The organism is Pseudomonas reinekei (assembly GCF_001945365.1).
Classification (GTDB): Bacteria; Pseudomonadota; Gammaproteobacteria; order Pseudomonadales; family Pseudomonadaceae; genus Aquipseudomonas; species Aquipseudomonas reinekei.
Map to the genome: position 1 here is coordinate 95,224 of NZ_MSTQ01000016.1, position 19,480 is coordinate 114,703.

At 60.3% G+C, this 19,480-nt stretch carries 23 protein-coding genes and 1 pseudogene; 2 read left to right on the top strand and 22 right to left on the bottom strand.

Features of this window, described 5'->3' with window-relative positions:
- Positions 1-4: 4 nt before the first annotated feature.
- The 19 genes from phnK to ccmA all read right to left on the bottom strand — a co-directional run bounded on the left by phnK (position 5) and on the right by ccmA (position 14,910).
- Positions 5-811, bottom strand: coding sequence for a phosphonate C-P lyase system protein PhnK (gene phnK, locus BVK86_RS22450; RefSeq protein WP_075948499.1), 807 nt, complete (start codon positions 809-811; stop codon positions 5-7).
- Complete coding sequence (locus BVK86_RS22455) at positions 808-1,677, bottom strand: alpha-D-ribose 1-methylphosphonate 5-phosphate C-P-lyase PhnJ (protein ID WP_075948500.1); 870 nt, start codon at positions 1,675-1,677, stop codon at positions 808-810. Before BVK86_RS22455 ends, phnK begins: the two co-directional genes overlap by 4 nt.
- Positions 1,670-2,746 (bottom strand): carbon-phosphorus lyase complex subunit, encoded by a 1,077-nt coding sequence (locus BVK86_RS22460; RefSeq protein WP_075948501.1) that lies wholly within the window; start codon positions 2,744-2,746, stop codon positions 1,670-1,672. Before BVK86_RS22460 ends, BVK86_RS22455 begins: the two co-directional genes overlap by 8 nt.
- Positions 2,746-3,336 carry a phosphonate C-P lyase system protein PhnH gene (phnH, locus tag BVK86_RS22465; RefSeq protein WP_075948502.1) on the bottom strand — a complete coding sequence of 197 codons (591 nt, stop codon included), beginning with the start codon at positions 3,334-3,336 and terminating at the stop codon, positions 2,746-2,748. Before phnH ends, BVK86_RS22460 begins: the two co-directional genes overlap by 1 nt.
- Entirely contained in the window at positions 3,336-3,785 is a 450-nt protein-coding gene (gene phnG / locus BVK86_RS22470; protein ID WP_075948503.1) for a phosphonate C-P lyase system protein PhnG, read from the bottom strand. Before phnG ends, phnH begins: the two co-directional genes overlap by 1 nt.
- 11 nt (positions 3,786-3,796) lie before the next feature.
- Positions 3,797-4,501 carry a phosphonate metabolism transcriptional regulator PhnF gene (phnF, locus tag BVK86_RS22475; RefSeq protein WP_075948504.1) on the bottom strand — a complete coding sequence of 235 codons (705 nt, stop codon included), beginning with the start codon at positions 4,499-4,501 and terminating at the stop codon, positions 3,797-3,799.
- A gap of 36 nt (positions 4,502-4,537) precedes the next feature.
- A complete protein-coding gene (gene phnE / locus BVK86_RS22480; RefSeq protein ID WP_075948505.1) occupies positions 4,538-5,320 on the bottom strand; it encodes a phosphonate ABC transporter, permease protein PhnE in 783 nt (260 codons plus the stop codon).
- Positions 5,321-5,452: 132 nt separating this feature from the next.
- Positions 5,453-6,463: a phosphonate ABC transporter substrate-binding protein gene (phnD, locus tag BVK86_RS22485; protein WP_075948506.1), complete on the bottom strand. Its 1,011-nt coding sequence runs from the start codon at positions 6,461-6,463 to the stop codon at positions 5,453-5,455.
- A gap of 43 nt (positions 6,464-6,506) precedes the next feature.
- The gene (gene phnC, locus BVK86_RS22490) at positions 6,507-7,340 is read right to left on the bottom strand and encodes a phosphonate ABC transporter ATP-binding protein (protein ID WP_075948507.1); all 834 of its coding nucleotides are present in this window, start codon (positions 7,338-7,340) and stop codon (positions 6,507-6,509) included.
- Positions 7,341-7,535: 195 nt separating this feature from the next.
- Positions 7,536-7,946, bottom strand: coding sequence for a hypothetical protein (locus BVK86_RS22495; protein WP_075948508.1), 411 nt, complete (start codon positions 7,944-7,946; stop codon positions 7,536-7,538).
- A gap of 13 nt (positions 7,947-7,959) precedes the next feature.
- Positions 7,960-9,162: a c-type cytochrome biogenesis protein CcmI gene (gene ccmI / locus BVK86_RS22500; protein ID WP_075948509.1), complete on the bottom strand. Its 1,203-nt coding sequence runs from the start codon at positions 9,160-9,162 to the stop codon at positions 7,960-7,962.
- Entirely contained in the window at positions 9,159-9,629 is a 471-nt protein-coding gene (locus BVK86_RS22505) for a cytochrome c-type biogenesis protein (protein WP_075948510.1), read from the bottom strand. The genes ccmI and BVK86_RS22505 overlap by 4 nt, the downstream gene beginning before the upstream one ends.
- Positions 9,626-10,162, bottom strand: a complete 537-nt coding sequence (locus BVK86_RS22510) for a DsbE family thiol:disulfide interchange protein (RefSeq protein ID WP_075948511.1) — start codon at positions 10,160-10,162, stop codon at positions 9,626-9,628. Before BVK86_RS22510 ends, BVK86_RS22505 begins: the two co-directional genes overlap by 4 nt.
- Positions 10,159-12,147: a heme lyase CcmF/NrfE family subunit gene (locus BVK86_RS22515; protein WP_075948512.1), complete on the bottom strand. Its 1,989-nt coding sequence runs from the start codon at positions 12,145-12,147 to the stop codon at positions 10,159-10,161. Before BVK86_RS22515 ends, BVK86_RS22510 begins: the two co-directional genes overlap by 4 nt.
- Positions 12,148-12,150: 3 nt before the next feature.
- Positions 12,151-12,606 carry a cytochrome c maturation protein CcmE gene (gene ccmE / locus BVK86_RS22520; RefSeq protein ID WP_075948513.1) on the bottom strand — a complete coding sequence of 152 codons (456 nt, stop codon included), beginning with the start codon at positions 12,604-12,606 and terminating at the stop codon, positions 12,151-12,153.
- Complete coding sequence (gene ccmD / locus BVK86_RS22525; protein ID WP_008055370.1) at positions 12,603-12,779, bottom strand: heme exporter protein CcmD; 177 nt, start codon at positions 12,777-12,779, stop codon at positions 12,603-12,605. Before ccmD ends, ccmE begins: the two co-directional genes overlap by 4 nt.
- A complete protein-coding gene (locus BVK86_RS22530; protein WP_075948514.1) occupies positions 12,776-13,531 on the bottom strand; it encodes a heme ABC transporter permease in 756 nt (251 codons plus the stop codon). The genes ccmD and BVK86_RS22530 overlap by 4 nt, the downstream gene beginning before the upstream one ends.
- 78 nt (positions 13,532-13,609) lie before the next feature.
- Complete coding sequence (gene ccmB / locus BVK86_RS22535; RefSeq protein ID WP_007980754.1) at positions 13,610-14,278, bottom strand: heme exporter protein CcmB; 669 nt, start codon at positions 14,276-14,278, stop codon at positions 13,610-13,612.
- Positions 14,275-14,910 carry a cytochrome c biogenesis heme-transporting ATPase CcmA gene (gene ccmA / locus BVK86_RS22540; RefSeq protein WP_075948515.1) on the bottom strand — a complete coding sequence of 212 codons (636 nt, stop codon included), beginning with the start codon at positions 14,908-14,910 and terminating at the stop codon, positions 14,275-14,277. The genes ccmB and ccmA overlap by 4 nt, the downstream gene beginning before the upstream one ends.
- Before the next feature lie 198 nt (positions 14,911-15,108).
- On the opposite strand from ccmA, the gene fliK reads away from it, so the two are divergent.
- Positions 15,109-16,683 carry a flagellar hook-length control protein FliK gene (gene fliK / locus BVK86_RS22545; protein ID WP_075948516.1) on the top strand — a complete coding sequence of 525 codons (1,575 nt, stop codon included), beginning with the start codon at positions 15,109-15,111 and terminating at the stop codon, positions 16,681-16,683.
- A complete protein-coding gene (locus BVK86_RS22550) occupies positions 16,680-17,009 on the top strand; it encodes an EscU/YscU/HrcU family type III secretion system export apparatus switch protein (protein WP_075948517.1) in 330 nt (109 codons plus the stop codon). The genes fliK and BVK86_RS22550 overlap by 4 nt, the downstream gene beginning before the upstream one ends.
- 44 nt (positions 17,010-17,053) lie before the next feature.
- On the opposite strand, the gene BVK86_RS22555 is transcribed toward BVK86_RS22550, so the two are convergent.
- The 3 genes and pseudogenes from BVK86_RS22555 to BVK86_RS30205 form a co-directional block, all read right to left on the bottom strand.
- Complete coding sequence (locus BVK86_RS22555) at positions 17,054-18,118, bottom strand: SEL1-like repeat protein (RefSeq protein WP_075948518.1); 1,065 nt, start codon at positions 18,116-18,118, stop codon at positions 17,054-17,056.
- Between the two features lie 20 nt (positions 18,119-18,138).
- Positions 18,139-19,131 carry an SEL1-like repeat protein gene (locus tag BVK86_RS22560; RefSeq protein WP_408002991.1) on the bottom strand — a complete coding sequence of 331 codons (993 nt, stop codon included), beginning with the start codon at positions 19,129-19,131 and terminating at the stop codon, positions 18,139-18,141.
- 41 nt (positions 19,132-19,172) lie between these two features.
- Positions 19,173-19,480: pseudogene (locus tag BVK86_RS30205) on the bottom strand (phospholipase D-like domain-containing protein); the annotation flags it as partial.

Consider the following 19,480-nt stretch of genomic DNA (forward strand, 5'->3'; position numbering starts at 1 on the left):
GGCTTCACGGCTGCAACACCGAAGACACCAGCAGTTGCGAATAAGGGTGCTGCGGATCGTCGAGGATCTGGTCCGTCAGCCCGGTTTCCACCACCCGCGAGCGGCGCATCACCATCAAGCGATCGGCCAGCAAACGCGCCACCGCCAGGTCGTGGGTGACGATCACCACCGCCAGATCGAGCTCCCGCACCAGGCCGCGCAACAGGTCGAGCAAGCGCGCCTGCACCGACACATCGAGGCCGCCGGTCGGCTCGTCCATGAACACCAGACGCGGGCTCGACACCAGGTTGCGGGCAATTTGCAGACGCTGCTGCATGCCGCCAGAAAAGGTCCGGGGCAAGTCGTCGATGCGTTGCGGATCGATTTCCACCTGGCTCAGCCAGTCGAGTCCGGCACCGCGCAATTGCTGGTAATTGCGTACGCCTTGGGCCATCAAGCGCTCGCCGATGTTGGCCCCGGCGGACACGCCCATGCGCAAACCGTCACGCGGGTTCTGTTCGACGAAGCCCCACTCGGTTCGCAGCAAGGTGCGGCGTTCGGCTTCACTGGCGCTGTAGAGGTCCAGCCATTGGTCCTGTTTGTCGCGGTAACCGATGCGGCCGCGTTGCGGCGGCAGGCGTCCGCTGAGCAGCGAGAGCAACGTGGATTTGCCCGAACCGGACTCGCCGACAATCCCCAGGACTTCACCTGGGTACAAATCAAAACTGACGTCCTGGCAGCCCTTCTCCGGACCGTACAACAGCGACAGGCCGCGCACTTGCAGCAAGGGTTCGGTAGACACGGACAACTCGTTTTTCAATGCCTGGTTCATTGGCCTTGCTCCTGCTGGCTGACGCGCTGGGCGCAGTAATACGTGTCGGAACAGACGAAGCTCTGGGTGCCGGCATCGTCGAGAATCAACTCGTCGAGGAACGATTCGCGGCTGCCACAAATGGCGCAGCACTCGTCCCACGTCTGCGCTTCGAAGGGGTGATCCTCGAAGTCGAGGCTGGTGACTCTGGTGTACGGCGGCACCGCGTACAGACGCTTCTCGCGACCGGCGCCGAACAGCATCAATGCCGGACTCATGTCGAGTTTCGGGTTGTCGAATTTAGGGATCGGCGACGGATCCATCACGTAGCGCTCGTCGACCATCACCGGGTAGGCATAGGCCGTGGCGATGTGGCCGAAGGTGGCGATGTCCTCGTAGAGCTTGACGTGCATGACCCCGTAATCGTTGAGGGCGTGCATGGTCCGGGTCTCGGTTTCCGACGGTTCGATGAAGCGCAGCGGCTCGGGAATCGGCACTTGGTAAACCATGATCTGATCAGCGTGCAGCGGCGTTTCCGGAATGCGGTGGCGGGTCTGGATCACCGTCGCATCCGGGGTGCTTTCAGTCGTGGCGACGCCAGCGGTGCGGGCGAAGAAACGGCGGATCGACACAGCGTTGGTGGTGTCATCCGCGCCCTGGTCGATGACCTTGAGCACGTCGTCGGCGCCGAGAATCGCGGCGGTCAATTGCATGCCGCCGGTGCCCCAGCCGTAAGGCAGCGGCATCTCGCGACCGCCGAACGGCACCTGATAACCGGGAATCGCCACGGCCTTGAGCAAGGCGCGGCGGATCATGCGTTTGGTCTGTTCGTCGAGGTAGGCGAAGTTGTACGCTGCGTCGCGCACGGGGGCCTTAAGGTCATTCATGGCTTTGGCCCTCGGCAGGCTTGCGCAGTTTGCGGATCAGTTCCAGTTCAGCCTGGAAGTCCACGTAGTGAGGTAATTTGAGGTGCGAGACGAAACCGGAGGCTTCGACGTTGTCGCAGTGCATCAGCACGAATTCTTCCTGCTGCGCCGGCGAGACGATTTCTTCGTTGTACTCATCGGCACGTAGCGCACGGTCGACCAGCGCCATGCCCATGGCCTTGCGCTCGGCATGCCCGAAAGCCAGGCCATAACCGCGCGTGAACTGCGCCAGCTCCGTGGCCGAGCCGACGAACTGGTTGACCATCTCGCATTCGGTGACTTCGATGCTGCCCAGATTGATTGGAAAACCCAGCTCTTCAGGCTCGATCCAGACCTCGACATCGCCGATGCGAATCTCCCCGGCGAACGGATGATTGCGGCCATAGCCACGCTGGGTCGAGTAACCCAACGCCAACAGGAAACCTTCGTCGCCGCGGGCCAACGCTTGCAGGCGCTGGGCACGGCTGGCAGGGAACTCCAGCGGCTCGCGAGTGATGTCCGCGACCGATTCGCCGTTGTCGGACTCGTTCTTGATCAGGCCTTCCCTGGCCAGCAAACCCAGCACTCGAGGGCACGGTTCAAGGCTGGCATTCGCCGTCGTTTGCGGCCCCGGGTACTCACCTTCGGCAAGCAGCGCAAAGTCCAGCAGGCGATGGGTGTAGTCGAAGGTCGGCCCCAGCAGTTGCCCGCCCGGTACATCCTTGAACGTGGCAGAGAGGCGTCGGCTGAGCTGCATGTCTTGCGTGTCGATCGGCAGGCTCGGGCTGAAGCGCGGCAACGTGGTGCGATAAGCGCGCAGCAGGAAAATCGCTTCAACCATGTCCCCGGCCGCTTGTTTTATCGCCAGCGCGGCCAGTTCTTCGTCGTACAGCGAGCCTTCGCTCATCACCCGCGCCACTGCCAGCGGCAGTTGTTGACGAATCTGCTCGACGCTCAGCTCAGTGACCGACGTATCGCCCCGGCGTTTTTTCGCCAGCAGACGGTGTGCATTGTCGATGGCCTGTTCGCCACCCTTGACGGCTACGTACATCAGGCACGCTCCTCTGCGATGCGGGTGCTGCGCGGCAAACCGATCAGGTCATGGCCGGCAGCGAAAAACAGGTCCAGGCCCCGCGGGAATTCATTGCGGCGTTCACGCTCGGCCCAAAAGCCATCGGCCACCGGCAGCGCCACGCCGTGTTCGGTTTCGATCCCCGGTCCGCGCCACAGCCGCCCTGCCCCGCCGTCGAGCGTTGGCAGTTGAACCAGCAGGGTGCAGGACTGGTCCGGAAAACGATCGTTGCCGTGATCGAAGCCGCTCAGGTCGAACAGATCGTCGGCGCCAAGCAAGGCGAACCGTGCTTCTTCGCGCCTGATGGTCAGCGGGCAGCCACAGTGAAAAGCCAGGTTGGCGCGGATCAACGGGGTGTCGAAGGTCGGCGCCAGCCACAGCGGCGTGTCGCCATCCAGCAGCGCCAGGCACAAGGCGTAAGTCGCGGGCTCCAGCCCTTCGAGGCTCGGCGACGCTTGCAGCGTCTGGATCAAACCGGGACCGGCCAAGGCTTTCAGTGCCGCGCGAAAACCGCGTTGGGCATCCAGCACCGGGTCGGCGAACGCTGGTTGCAACAGCTGTGCGCTCATCAGTTTTCTCCTCGCACGAGGGTGAAGAATTCAACTTTGGTGGCGGCGGTTTCCGCCTCTTTTTGTGCCCGGCGTTCGGCCTGCGCGTGCGCCAGCGGCGTGATCATTTCCGTCAGCCAGTGACGCTGTTGCGCGCCCTGCAAATGCGCGTCGGCCAGGGCGGCGAGTTCGGCGTGGACCTTGTCGCGTCCCGCCAGGTAGCTGTAGCCGGTACGGCCATCGGCCAGGCGCACCACGCAACGGGTCACGCTCATTTCGCCGACGTTGAACGGCGCACCGTTGCCGCCCATGCGCCCACGCACCAGGGACATGCCGATTTCCGGGGCGCGAATCAGTTGGTACTCGATGTCGCGCAGTGCAGCTTCATGGGGCTGCAATTCATCGCGACGGGCGCGGGCCAGCACGCCGATCCAGTGCTGGCGTTCGGTGTGAGGAACAGGGTTTTGCATGGCGCTCTCCATCAGGTGACAACCTGGTACTGGAAGCGATCGGAACGGCTGGTGGACTGGGCAAGCTCCACCGCACGGCCATCGCGATCGCGGGAAAGGGTGAACACACTCAGCGCCGGCAAATGCCGGGGCATCATCAAAAGCGCGGCTTCTTCGCGGTTGGGCAGGCGGGCGCCGATCAGACTTTGGGTGCGGGTCAGGGGCATGTCCCGTTCGCTGAGGTACTGGCGCAGCGAACCACCGATGTAGTCCGCCAGCAGCGGCGCATGGCTGGCGCAGTAACGATGGCGGATCAGGCTGACCGGTTGGCCGTCGAGCTTGCGCAAGGTCTGCAGCTCGATCATCGGCGCCATTTCGGCGAGGCCCAGATGCTGCGCCTCTTCACGGCTGGCGAAGCAGTACCGGCGCTTGAGCAGCACGGCCTCGACGCCCAAACCCTGGGCTGAGAGCGACTGGCTATAGGCACTGTCAGCGGCCATTGGGTAAATCAGTGGCCGTTCCAGAACTTGCGTGCCTTTGCCCTGGCGGCGCAACAGGCTACCTTCGAACACCAGCTCATCGATGGCACGGCGCAAGGTGTGGCGGTTGACGCCGAAGCGTTCGGCCAACTGCACCTCGGCCGGCAGGAAGTCTCCGGCGCGGTAGTCACCCAGTTCACGACGCAGGATGTCGGCGAGTTCGCGGTACACCGGTTCATCTTGTCTAGACAACTGCATGCTTTAAAAAAGCGCCCGCAAGCACCCCTCCGAAAATCAGATGAACTGCTTGCGCAGGCGTTGCGACAGGATGTCGATCAGGCTGACGACGACGATGATCACCAGCAGCACCGCACAGGTCTGAACAAACTGGAAGGCGCGGATGTTCTCCCACAGGATCACGCCGATCCCTCCGGCACCGACCATGCCCACCACTGTCGCCGAGCGCACGTTGGCCTCGAAGCGGTACAAAGCGTACGAAACCCACAGCGGCATCACTTGCGGGATCACGCCGTAGATCACTTCTTGCAGCGCGCTGGCACCGGTAGCGCGAACGCCTTCAACCGGGCCTGGATCAATCGCCTCGACCGCTTCGGCGAACAGCTTGGCGAGTACGCCGGTGGTGCTGATCCACAGCGCGAGCACGCCGGCAAACGGGCCGAGGCCGACCGCCACCACGAACAACATGGCGAACACCATTTCGTTGATCGAACGGAACGCATCCATCACCCGGCGCAGCGGTTGGTGAATCCACCAAGGGGTGATGTTTTCCGAGCAGAGGATGCCCAGCGGCACCGAGCAGACAATCGCCAGCACCGTGCCCCACAGGGCGATTTGTACGGTGACGATCATTTCCTTGAGGTACGAGCGCCATTCATGGAAGTCAGGCGGGAAGAAATCGGCGGCGAACGTCGCCATGTTTCCCGAATCGCGGTACAGCGCCATCGGATTCATTTCAGCGCCGTGCCAGGCCCAGGCGAGCAGGACCAGAAACAGGCCCCAACCGGCGTACTGCGGCCAGCTACGTTTGCCGACGGCTTCAGCGTGGAGAGTGGTCATGTGGGTTCTCTGAAAAAGTTATGCCGAGTACAAAAAACTGTGGGAGCGAGCCTGCTCGCGATGAGGCCGGCACATGCACCTGCGATGTCGACTGACACATCGTCATCGCGAGCAGGCTCGCTCCCACATGGATCAACCGGCGTTGGCGGTCTTCTTTTCGCTCTTCTCGAGCAAGGTGATGCGCTCTTGCAGCTTGGCCAGTTCGGCGTCGATGTCGGCCAGCTTCTTGGCCTTGTCCGCCGCCTCAAGCTTGGTGTCGGCGCTGATCGTGGTGCGCTGCTTGAACAGCTCCAGCTGACGGATCGGCAACAACTGGTCGTCGTTCGATTTCAGGAACTTGCCCAGCTGCATGCCGGCAAGCACGGCCTTCTCGGCGTCGGTGTCGCCGTAGCTGAAGATGAAGTCGCGGATCTTCTGCTTCTCGCTGTCGCTCAGCGCCTTGCTCCACACCAGCGGGTCGGCGGGGATCAGCGGCGACTTCCAGATCACTTTCAGCAGCGCGGCCTTATCCGGTTGGGTGACTTCCAGACGATCCCAGCTTTCGGTGTTGAAGGTCGCCACATCCAGTTGCCCTTTGGCCACGCTCAGTGCGTTGACTTCATGGCTGGAGTTGAGGGTGCGCTTGAACGCGGTAGCGGCATCGACATGGTTCTTGGCGAACACGTAGTAGCCCGGCACCAGATAGCCGGAAGTGGAGTTCGGATCGCCGTTGCCGAAGGTCAGGTTCTTGGCGTTTTTCAGCATGTCGTCCACGGAGTTGATCGGGCTGTCCTTGCGCGCGATCAACACGCTCCAGTAACCGGCGGCGCCACTGGCGGCTGCGGTCTGGGCGAAGATTTCGCCGTTGGAACGGTCCACCGCTTCAATGGCCGCCTTGTTGCCCAACCAAGCAACGTCGACCTTGTTGAAGCGCATGCCCTGGATCAGGCCGGCATAGTCGGACGCGAACGTGGCGTTGATCTTCAGGCCGGTTTTCTTGTGCATGTCATCCAGAAACGGCTGCCAGATGCTCTTGAGATTCTGCGAGGACTCGGTGGACATGATGCCGAAGTTGATGGCTTTTTCTTCAGCCTGGGCGGTGCCCATTACGCAGCTGGCAAGCAGTGCTGCACCAGCAAAAACACGACCGATACGGTTCAACATGGAAGGCTTTCCTGAGGGTGAACGGTTGGGAATTGAGGGATGGTTATGCGCGGGCCAGTACCAGCCGGGGCGTGGCTTCGTTGGCGCGGATGTGGTCAGAACACATCAGGCTGGTGTCGATGTCGGCACCATACAAATCGTTGAGGAACTGACCACTCAGTTCGCTGGCGCGACCATCGAAATGGATACGTCCGCCCTTGAGTGCCACGGCGCGCGGGCAATAACGGGTGGCGTAGTCAACTTGATGCAGGGTCACCACCACGGTCTTGCCGTCACGGCGGTTGATGTCGGCGAGGATTTCCATGACCTTGCGCGCTGACTCGGGGTCGAGGGAGGCGATCGGTTCATCCGCCAGAATCACTTCGGCTTGCTGGGTCAGCGCTCGGGCAATGGCCACGCGTTGCTGCTGACCACCGGACAGAGTCGAAGCACGCTGTGCCGCCAGATCAGCCAGGCCGACCCGATCCAGGGACTCCAGGGCGAACCGTTTTTCTTCGGCATTGAACAGCCCCAAATTGCCACGCCAGCGCGGCATGCGCCCCAGGCAACCGAGCAGCACGTTGTCGAGTACGCTCAAACGGTTGACCAGGTTGAACTGCTGGAAGATGTAGCCGATGTCGGCACGCAAGCGGCGCACCTTGCCGTTCAAACGGCCAGACGCCTGCACTTCGCGGCCGAGTACCTTGACGCTGCCGCCGTTGTTTTTGTCGCAACAGGCCAGGCCCGCGAGATGGCGCAGCAGCGTGGACTTGCCGGAGCCGGACGCGCCGATCAGCGCGACCATTTCACCGGCCGCGATGGTCAGTTCGAGGTCGACCAGTGCGGTTTTGCGCGCAAAGGTCTTGTTCAGATGATCGACATGGATAGCTGCGTTCATGGGCTTCTCTGTCTGGTTGAACAGCCGTCCGTGGCTGCATATGAGTTCAACCGACTTTAGGCACCAGGCATGTCAGCCCTATGACTCGCACAAGTCGCTGGAATAACTGTTTGATGAAGGTTTTGTGAAAGGTTGAGCGGTGGACCAATACGTCAGCACCCACAAAAAAGGCGACCCCGAAGGTCGCCTTTTGCATCACTGCCCGAACTGCCGCCCCAAACCACCCGGCACGCCATGAATATCCGTCTCCTCCCAGGGCCCCTTCGGACTGATCGAACGGCTCCAGCCATTATCCCAACGGTAATAGGTACGCTGGCGGTAGAACGTGTTCGGTTGATCGTCGAGCACATAGACACCCATTTTAGGGTCCCAGTGACTATTGCCCCCCGGCGGCGGCGCAAAACTCGCAGAAGTCCGCGGCAGCGGTTTGGCAGGCTTGGCCGGAGTGGTCGGTTTGCTCGGCGCAGTCGAGGGAGCAGGCTTGGTGCTCGGCTGCGACGGGGGAATCGGTGGCCGCGTCGGTTGCTCCACAGGAGGCCGTTGGACCGCACAAGCGCTCAGCCCTAAAACAACGCTGAGCAAGGTGATACGAGCGATGGCGGTCATGATGGCGTTCCTGTTATTTATCCGGGCTGTCGATGGTCAGTGTTTGCGGCGCGGTAGTGTTGCTGGCCAAAGGCTGGCTGCGACCGATCCACTCGCCAGCCGTCGGTTGGCCAGCGCGGGAGATGCGCGCAACCAGTTGGACTTCAGGGAAGTTCGACAGTTTCAACTGCGGCATCATCGCGTCGGCATCGCTCAGTTCGACGGTTGCCGGCAGGTCAGCCACCGTCAGGCGCTTGGCTGCCAAAGGCGCTGGAGGGCCGTTGGTGGCGCGAGCGAAGATGAACACGCTGTCACTCGGCTGGACCTTCGCCTTGAGGTCCGGCGCCAAATCAACCCGCACCTTGAGCAACGCAGCAACCTTGGTCGCCGGAGCCTCGGCCACCTTGCCGCCACTGGCCACCAGCTTCTCGGTGGCACGGGTAATCCCGCCTTGCAGCGCGATCCGCGATTTATCGTCCGCTGGCAGTTGCTCCAGCAGGCGATTCCAGTAATCGATCGCCTGCTGATAACGCTCGCTTTCGAAAGCGGCGATGCCCAACAACCCGAGGCTGGTGACTTCTTTCGGATCGGCTTTCAACGCTTCGTCAGTCAGCGCCTGAATCTTGTCCGACCACTGCTTGCCCTCCGCGAAATACAACGCCTGCGCCCACTGCCCCAACAACTCAGGCTGACGCCCGGCCAGGTTCACGGTACGCTCGAAAATCTTCGCTGCATCTGCCGGACGGTCCTGAGTCATATAAGTGCGACCCAGGAAATACAACGCCTCTGCGGAGTCCGGCTGTGCCGCCACCGCGCGTTCCAGACGCAGGGTCATTTCTTCCATCGACTTCGGCGCCTGGGAGAATTCCCGGGTCAGCTCGACTTTGTCGCTGGCACCGAAATGCAGGTACAACCCCAACCCCAGGACCGGCACCAGGATCGCCGCCAGCAGTGGCGCCGCTTTGCCCAGACGGGTCACACGCGGCGCGGCAACGCCTTCGGTGTCGGCGAGCAATTCACGGGCCGCTTCGGCGCGGCCGGCGTCCATTTGCGCGGTGTCGAGCACGCCCTCTTGCTGCTGAGTCTGCAACTCAGCCACGCGCTCTTGATACAGCGCCACGTTCAGGGCAGTACGATCCTCTTCGAGCTGGGCGCGACGGCTGCGCAGAACGGGGATCAGCAGAAAACTCAGGGCCACCAGGAGGAGCAGACCTGCAGCGAGCCAGAAATCAATCATTCTTGGTTTTTATCCAACAGTTGATCGAGGCGCTTGCGCTCCTCGGCAGAAAGCGTGTCCGGGGTGTCAGCGCGTTGCACGCGACGACGGCGGACGATCACCGCGATGATCACAAAACCACCCAGCAGCAGGCCGGCAGGACCGAACCAGAGCAAAGCGGTCTTGGCATTGAGGGCGGGCTTGTAGCGGACGAAATCACCGTAGCGATCGACCATGAAATCGATGATCTGCTGGTTGTCCTTGCCCTCGCCGAGCATGCGGAAAATCTCTTTGCGCAGGTCGGCGGCGATCGGTGCGTTGGAATCGGCGATGTCCTGGTTCTGACACTTGGGGCAGCGCAGTTCCTTGGTCAATTCGCGAAAGCGCTCGCGATCACCTTCCTTGGCGAACTCATAGGTGTCGATGGCCGCGTGCGCAACGCCAACCATGCTCAAGCCCAGAACAACAGCAGCCAACCAGCGCTTCATGGCTTGGCCTCGTCGACCAGCGCCTGATACTTGGCCGCCAGTTTTTCGCGCCAGACCTGCTCGTCGATCACGCCAACGAATTTGTCGCGGATGATGCCCTTGGCGTCGATGAAGAACGTTTCCGGCGCGCCGTAGACACCGAGGTTCAAGCCCAGGGTGCCGGCGTCGTCGCGAATGTCCAGTTGATACGGGTTGTGGAATTCCGCCAGCCACTTCAAGGCATCGGCGTTGACGTCCTTGTAGTTGATGCCGTAGATCACCACGCCCTTCTCGGCCAGTTTGTTCAGCACCGGGTGCTCGACCCGGCAGGAAATGCACCAGGTGCCCCAGACATTGACCAGAGCCGGTTTACCGACGATGTCAGCGCGGGTCAGGGTTTTGTCGCCCTGCACGGCCGGCAGGGAAAACTCCGGGAACGGCTTGCCGATCATCGCTGAAGGCAGCTCGGCCGGGTCCAGGTACAAACCGCGATAGAGGAACACGGCAACCACCAGAAAAATCCCCAGTGGCAACACCATCAACCAACGTCTCATGCAGTGGCTCCCGACATGCCCAGTGCTTCGCGCACGCGGCTTTTCACCTTGACTCGATATCGGCGATCCAGCGCCGCCAGCAAACCACCGAACCCAGTAAGCAGACCGCCGAACCAGATCCAGCGCACGAACGGTTTGACGTGCACACGCACCGCCCAGGCGCCGTTGCCCAGGGGCTCACCCAATGCGACGTAGAGGTCACGGGTGAAACCGGCATCGATCCCGGCTTCGGTCATGACCGAATTCTGCACGGTGTAGAGGCGTTTTTCCGGGTGCAGCACGCTGATTTCCTTGCCGTCGCGAATCACCCGTACGGTGCCCTTGTCGGAGGTGAAGTTGGGGCCTTCGAAGTGCTTGGCGCCTTCGAAGACGAACTGGTAACCGCCCAGGTCCATGGATTCGCCGGGCGCCAGGCGCAGATCGCGCTCGGCACTGTTCTGGCTCGACAAAACGACGCCCAGCGCGCACACGGCAATCCCCAGGTGCGCGACCTGCATGCCCCAATAGCTGCGGGTCAGGGTCGGCAAGCCTTTGATCAGGCCTTTGTGGCGCGTCTTGTCGAAGATGTCACGCACACCGGCCAGCAACACCCAGGCCGCGAGCATGAAAGTCGCCAGCACCGCCCAGTTGAAATCGCCGTAGGCAACACCCGCCACCACGGCCAACGCGGCGCTGCCCAGCAGCACCGGGGTCAGCATGCCCAGCAGCCATTTCACCGGGGTGTCTTTCCAGCGCACGACCACACCGACCGCCATCACCAGCATCAGCAACGCCATCAACGGAATGAACAGCGCATTGAAGTACGGCGGGCCGACCGACAGCTTGGCGCCGGTCATCGCATCGAGAATCAACGGGTACAGGGTGCCGAGCAGGATCATCGACGCGGCCACCACCAGCACCAGGTTGTTACCCAGCAGCAGGGTTTCCCGCGACCAGAGGTTGAAGCCGACCTGACTCTTGACCACCGGTGCGCGCAAGGCGAACAGCGTCAGCGAACCACCGACCACGAACAGCAGGAAGATCAGGATGAACACGCCGCGCTCCGGGTCGGAGGCGAAGGCATGTACCGAGGTCAGCACGCCGGAACGCACGAGGAAGGTACCCAGCAGGCTCAACGAGAAGGCGGCAATCGCCAGCAATACGGTCCAGCTCTTGAACACGCCACGTTTTTCCGTGACCGCCAACGAGTGAATCAACGCGGTGCCCACCAGCCAAGGCATGAACGAGGCGTTTTCCACCGGGTCCCAGAACCACCAGCCACCCCAGCCGAGTTCATAGTAGGCCCACCACGAGCCGAGGGTGATGCCGATGCCGAGGAACGCCCAGGCAACGATGGTCCACGGACGCGACCAACGCGCCCACGCGGCATCGAGACGACCGCCCATCAACGCGGCGATAGCGAAGGCGAACGCCACGGAGAAGCCAACGTAGCCCATGTACAGCATCGGCGGGTGCACGATCAGGCCGATGTCTTGCAGCAACGGATTAAGGTCAGCGCCATCGCCGGGCACTTGCGGCAGGATGCGTTTGAACGGGTTCGACGTGAGGATCAGAAACAGCAGGAAACCGGTGCTGATCATGCCCATTACCGCCAGCACGCGGGCCAGCATGACTTGCGGCAACTGCCGGGAGAACACCGCCACCGCGAAGGTCCAGCCGCCGAGAATCAGTGCCCACAACAACAACGAACCTTCGTGGGCGCCCCACACCGCGCTGAACTTGTAGTACCACGGCAACGCGCTGTTGGAGTTGTTGGCGACATAGGCCACGGAGAAGTCGTCGACCATGAAGGCGTAAGTCAGGCAACCGAAGGCAAACAGCAGGAACGCGAATTGCCCCCATGCGGCCGGCTGGGCCAGGCTCATCCAGAAACGGTCACCGCGCCAGGCACCGACCAATGGCACCACGGCCTGAACCAGCGCGAAACACAGCGCCAGGATCATGGCCAAATGGCCCAGCTCGGGAATAAAGATGCCGGATGTCATGGATCAACCCTCCTTCGCGGGCGTTGGAGCCGATTGACCGCTGTCTTTCAACGCCTTGGTCACTTCCGGCGGCATGTACTTTTCGTCGTGCTTGGCCAGCACTTCATCGGCCACCACCACGCCATCGGCGTTGAGCTTGCCCAGGGCAACGATGCCCTGCCCTTCGCGGAACAGATCCGGGAGGATGCCACGATAGGTGATGGGCACGGATTTGTTGAAGTCGGTGACGACGAATTTCACGTCCAGCGAGTCGCCGGAACGCTGCAGGGAACCCGCCTCAACCATGCCGCCGGCGCGGATGCGCGTGTCTTGCGGGGCTTCGCCATTGGCGATCTGGGTCGGTGTGTAAAACAGATTGATGTTCTGCTGCAGGGCGCTCAGGGCCAGGCCGACAGCAGCGCCGACCCCGACCAGAATCGCCAGAATGATGATAAGACGCTTTCTACGCAGCGGATTCACTTGCCGTTCTCCCGGCGCAGACGACGCGCCTCTTGTTGCAGATACCGCTTGCGGGCCAGGATCGGCGCCGCCACGTTGAGGGCCAGCACCGCCAGGCAAATGCCATAGGCCGACCAGACATACAGGCCGTGATGGCCCATGGCGAGGAAATCGCCGAATGACGCAAAACTCATCGAACGACCTCCAGGCTGTTTTCGACTTCAGCTTTCACCCAACTGGCCCGCGCTTCGCGCTTGAGCACTTCGAGGCGCATGCGCAGCAGCAGGACCGCGCCGAAGAAACAATAGAAACCCAGCGCCGTCAGCAGCAATGGCAGCCACATCTCGGCGGGCATTGCCGGTTTTTCGGTGAGGGTGAAGGTCGCGCCCTGATGCAGGGTGTTCCACCACTCCACCGAGTACTTGATGATCGGGATGTTGATCACGCCGACAATCGCCAACACCGCGCACGCCTTGGCCGCACTGTCACGATTGCTGATGGCGTTGCCGAGCGCAATGAGACCGAAGTACAGGAACAGCAGAATCAGCATCGACGTAAGGCGTGCATCCCAGACCCACCAAGAGCCCCAGGTCGGTTTGCCCCAGATCGCCCCGGTGACCAGCGCCACGGCGGTCATCCAGGCGCCGATGGGCGCCGCGCATTGCAGGGCGACGTCGGCCAGTTTCATTTTCCAGACCAACCCGACGACGCCGCACACGGCCAGCATCACGTAGATGGACTGCGCCAGCATCGCGGCCGGAACGTGGATGTAGATGATGCGGAAGCTATTGCCTTGCTGGTAGTCCGGCGGCGCGAATGCCAGACCCCAGACCACGCCAACACCGATCAGCAGCAACGCCGCCACGCTCAGCCATGGCAGCATTCTACCGCTGATGCCGTAAAACCATTTGGGCGAGCCGAGCTTGTGAAACCACGTCCAGTTCATACTGTTTCCATCACGGTTGCTGTTCGTCATTACGAAACAGCCAAGGGTCTTTACTGATCAATTTTTGATCAGACCTCATTATTCGCCGACGCTGATCTTCAGGCCAGCAGCTATTGCAAAAGGTGTAAGCGTTATCGCCAGGGCGGTCAGGCTACCCAGCCACAGCAAATAACCGGTCGCCGGCATGCCTTGCAAGGCTGCCTGCAAGGCGCCACTGCCAAGGATCAACACCGGGATGTACAACGGCAGAATCAGTAACGCCAGCAACAGACCGCCGCGCTTCAAACCCACCGTCAGGGCTGCGCCCACCGCACCGAGCAGGCTCAGCACCGGTGTACCCAGCAACAACGAAAGCAGCAACACCGGCAGACAGGCGGCTGGCAAACCGAGCATCAACGCCAGCAAGGGCGCGAGCAAAACCAGCGCCAGGCCGGAAAAGGCCCAGTGTGCCAGCACCTTGGCCAAAACCAGAAGAGCCAGGGGGTGCGGCGAAAGGACCCACTGTTCAAGGGATCCGTCTTCGAAATCACTGCGGAAAAGCCCGTCCAGCGAGAGCAAGACCGATAAAAGCGCTGCCACCCACACCAGTCCCGGGGACAAGGTTTGCAACAATTGAGACTCCGGACCGACCGCCAACGGGAACAGCGAAACCACAATCGCAAAAAATACCAGCGGATTAGCCAGCTCCGCAGGACGGCGGAAAAGCAGACGGGCCTCACGGGCGACCAACAGGCCGAAAACACTCATACGGCCCATTTCCCCAGATCAATGTCGCGATAACCGGCCGGCATCCGGCTCAGCGTGTGGTGAGTGGTCAACACCACCATGCCACCGCGTTCGCAGTGCCCCGCCAGGTGTTCTTCCAGTTGCGCCACGCCTTGCTTGTCGAGCGCCGTGAACGGCTCGTCGAGAATCCACAGCGGCGGGCTGTCCAGATATAAACGGGCCAGAGCAACACGGCGTTGCTGACCAGCGGACAGTGTGTGGCAGGGAACGTCTTCGAAACCGCGCAAACCGACCGCCGCCAGGGCTTGCCAGATAGTCTCCATGGACGCCGGCTGATGCAGGGCGCAAAGCCAGCTCAGATTCTCTTCCGGGGTCAGCAGGTCCTTGATGCCAGCGGCGTGGCCGATCCACAGCAGGTTGCGCGCCAGCTCCGTGCGTTGCTCGTTCAGAGGCTGGCCGTTGAGCAACACTTGACCGGCGGTCGGCTGCATCAGGCCGGACAGCAGACGCAACAGGCTGGTCTTGCCACTGCCGTTAGGGCCGCTGATCTGCACCATTTCGCCACTGGCCAGTCTCAAATCGAGATTTTCGAAAAGCAGCCGAAGGTCTCGCTCACAGGCAAGGGCAACGGTTTGCAGGACAGGACTGGTCAAGGGTTCAGGGGCCTTATGCGGTTCAAGTCGGCTCTGGCGCGGCCGTTAAAGAGGTGCAGAATAAATGTATTGGCGACCCGAACTAGCGAGCTGCGTCAAATAATTGCAATGTTTCCGGCACTCTGTATACAACTGCGCGGCATTATACATGCCAGCTCCTACTCTAAAGAGTGCATTTTCCCAAGGTTGTGACCGCGTATGACAGGCGAAATGAACATCCTCCCGCTACCGCAGACCACCCCGACCTCTGCGCGCCCGCAGGTAGTAAGCGGCGAGTTGCTCAAGCTGTTGACGCCCATTGAAGGCCTGATCACGGCAGGCCAGACCGCCAAGGCCGAAGTGCTGTCGCTCAAACAGGCGGACCAGACCTTTCAACTGTTGCTCAAGGTCACCCTCGACAGCGGTCGCCAGACCACGGTCCAGGCCACCAGTAACCAACCGCTGCCCCAGGGCACCAGCGTAGCCGTCACCCAGCCATCGGCCGGCAACCTGGCGATCACCGTGCAGCAGGCCATCGCCTCCAGTGTCGCCACCCTCACCCGCCTCGACACCGCGCAATTGCCGGTCGGTACGCTGTTGCAGGGCAAAGTGCTGACTTCCCAGGTGTTGCCGCAAGTGCCGGGGCAGCCGACGGTGTTTCGCTCGATGGTCAGCCTGCTCAACACCGCGCTCAGCGGCAGCACTCTCAGCGTCGACAGCCCGCAGCCGCTGCGCATTGGCACCTTGCTCAGTGCGCAAGTGCAGGACACGCAAACACTGAAATTCGTACCGTTGAGCAGCCGTCAGGAACAACTGGCGGTAACCCAGCAATTGCTCAGCCAGACCAGCCGCCAAGGCTCGCTGGAGGGTTTGCTCAAGCTCCTGCAAAACCTGCCGCCCTCGAACCAGACCTCCAGCGACCTGCGCGCGGCCGTGGACAAACTGCTCGCCGGCCTGCCGGACGTCCACCAACTGAGCACGCCCAAAGGCCTGGCGCTGGCGCTGGCCAGCAGCGGCGCGTTCCTCGAATCGAAACTGCTGACCGGCCAGAACCCTGCGCTGGCCCCCGACATGAAAGGCGACCTGCTGAAGCTGATCGCGCAACTGACCCCAAGCCTGCCGGCCAGTACCAATCTCGGAGCAATCATCGCCGCCAACACACTGGCCCAGGCGATGCCGAGTTTCGTGCGCAACGCGCTCGGCATGCTCGGCCAGGTCAGTGCCAAGCCGCCACCGACCGGTTTTCCGCTGCCCGAACGGATGCTGCAGAGCGCGGACGGCGAAGACGATCTCGAACACTTGCTGCGCCTGACTGCCGCAGCGGTTTCCCGCCTGCAAAGCCATCAGTTGTCGAGCCTGGAACAAACCGGCGTCACCAGCGACGGTCGCCTGATGAGCACCTGGCAGCTGGAAGTGCCGATGCGTAACCTGCAAGACATCGTGCCATTGCAGATCAAGTTCCAGCGCGAAGACGCGCCGGATAAAGACCCCCCCCAGGAACGCCGCGACGAGCGCGAACCGAAACAACCATTGTGGCGGGTCGAACTGGCCTTCGACATGGAGCCGCTGGGGCCGATGCAGGTCCAGGCGCAGTTGATCAAGGGCAGCCTGTCCAGTCAGCTGTGGGCCGAACGGCCGTACACCGCCAGCCTGATCGAGAGCAATCTGGCGGCATTGCGCGCGCGCATGCTCGATTGCGGGCTGAACGTCGGCGATCTCGATTGCCATCACGGCAAACCACCCCAAGGCCCACAAACCCGCCTCGAACAACGCTGGGTCGACGAAACCGCATGAAAAACCCCGACACCCCACGCCAGGTCATCGCCCTCAAATACGACGGCACCCACGCCCCGACCCTCACGGCCAAGGGCGACGAAGAGCTGGCGGAAGAAATCCTGCGGATCGCCCGCGACTATGAAGTGCCGATCTACGAAAACGCCGAGTTGGTAAGACTGCTCGCACGCATGGAATTGGGCGACAGCATTCCGGAGGACCTCTACCGAACGATTGCCGAGATCATTGCGTTTGCGTGGAATCTCAAAGGCAAATTTCCGGCAGGGCAAGATCCGGATGCGCCGATGGTGGAGAAGGATGTGACCGATCGCGGGGATGATTACTGAGGTTCGAACGACTTGTCGCCATGCGTTGATTCAGAAAGCAGGCGTTAAAAACTCCTGGCGGTTTTCGGCAGCGGCAAGCCGGTGGCCGGATCCAGTCCCTTTTCGGCGCTGAGTTTTTCGATCAACTCTGCTGATGGAATGACGGGGACAGCGGAGTCACGCTCTCGCTTCCATTGGAAGGTGCCGTCCCACTCGGGGAGGGTTGCGGGCGGGAGTGGGACGATGTCATCCAGGTCGGGGACTTTTGCTCCGAGGTGTTCGTGGCGACTCAGGAAAAAACTAATTTTACTGTATCGATCGACGCGTTCGTCATCTTGCTGTAATGCCAGGTAGTAAAGTTCATCAGACGCCGGAGGCCCTTTAAATGCATTCGCAAGACTATGCGCGCTAATGTCATTACCATTACGAATAGCTGTTTGATGACCGTGCACAGCCTCTTGGTAGAGTCCTGAACCTTTCGAGTAAATTGCGTATTTTCTACTCGCCTTGGAATTACCCTGTTCCATGGCACACTTGTACATCGCGAGCATCGTTTCGACGGTATTTGGCACATAGGATAAAAGCCTGCCTACGTAATACTGAGCATCCGGGTTCCCCAAGTCGGCCGCCCGGCGGAAGTATGCCCTGGAGGTCGCGATGTCCTGTTTGACGCCATAACCCAACTCTAGGTAATGCGCCATATCGTAATAAGCCCCAGGGATACCTTTGGAGATAAAATATTCGGCCAGATCAACGACCTCTTTACTGGCATCAGGAGAGCGTGCTTGTCCGGTTGACAGTAGAAATTGCAGATTGGTCGCGGCCTTATAATGATCGTTTGCAGCAGCGATACGATAATAGCGGGCGATCGCGTCGTAATCTTTCTGTCCTTTTCGCTTCTCCAAGTAAACTCCATACCGATAGAAGGTGTCCGCATCCGGGTTCAATGCAGGCAACGAATCGCGCTCATATACACAATTAAACTCCAACCTACTGTAGGCAACGTCCGCCGACGCAACTTCAGACATCTGCTCGTCTTTTTTTGAACAGGCCATGACCGTCAAGAGACTGAACAATGTCAGAAGTAGCCTGATTGCCCTCACCCAAATCCTTATTAAATTTTCCGGCATATTTTCATCCGGTGGTGAATTCATGTGTTCTCGGTGTTTTTTGGCAGCGGCAAGCCGGTGGCGGGATCCAGTCCCTTTTCGGCGCTGAGTTTTTCGATCAACTCTGCTGATGGAATGACGGGGACAGCGGAGTCACGCTCTCGCTTCCATTGGAAGGTGCCGTCCCACTCGGGAAGGGTCGCGGGTGGGAGTGGGACGATGTCATCCAGGTCGGGGATTTTTGCTCCGAGGTATTCGTGACGTCTCAGAAAAAAACGAATGTGTTTATATCGATTAACACGTTCGTCATCTTTCTCAAGTGCCAAGTAGTAAAGCTCATCAGACATATGTGGGCCTGCGAAAGCGCTTGCCAGGTTACCAGCACTGTTTGCGTCACCGTGTCGAGTTGCAGATTGGTATCCCACTAGCGAGTCTTGGTAAGCACCTACAGCTTTCGAGTAACTTGCGTAACTTCTTCCAGCCAAGCGATTACCTTGCTGCATTGCGCACTTATACATCGCAAGCATCGTTTCGACGGTATTGGGCACATGGGATAAAAGCCTGCCTACGTAATACTGAGCATCCGGGTTCCCCAAGTCGGCCGCCCGACGAAAGTATGCTCTGGAGGTCGCGACGTCCTGTTTGACGCCATAACCCAATTCCAGATAATGCGCCATATCGTAAAGCGCCGCGGGGATGCCTTTAGAGATAAAATATTCGGCCAAATCGATGGTCTCTTTGCTGGGATCAGGAGAGCTGGCCTGCCCGGTTGATAATAGGAATTGCAGATTGGTCGCTGCTTTATAGTGATCGTGTGCTGCTGCGATACGATAATTGCGAGCGATCAAATCGTAATCTTTCTGACCTTTAAGCTTTTCCAGGTAAAGACCATATCGATATAGAATATCCGAGTCGTAAGTTAACGCTGGCAACGAGTCGCGCTCATGCACACACTTAAACTCCAACCTACTATAGGCAAAGTCTATTTGCGAAACATTTGGCATCACTTCTTCCCTCTTTGAACAAACCGACATGAAACCAACAAAAAATAAAATAACAACTACTTTACTCACCCTCAGTCCCAATTTTTACGACTCGGGCTTTCTTGCATGAATTCGATCAATGATGCAATCGGCCCCCTCGGTGTTATTATTTTTTGTGTTCTCGCCCCACTCGTTCTGCGGTCTCTATTTTGATTAATAATGTCCTGCCACTTGTCATATAACTCATACATATCATTCCCCGTCCCCCTCCCCCCCGTATGCACCCCAAACAAATGCTCCCTTAACGGCCTGGTCACCGCAGGATCCTCAATGCAAATATTCAACTCACTGTCCACCTGCATACTGCGCGTGTTGATGTTCGCGGAACCCAATGTGGTAA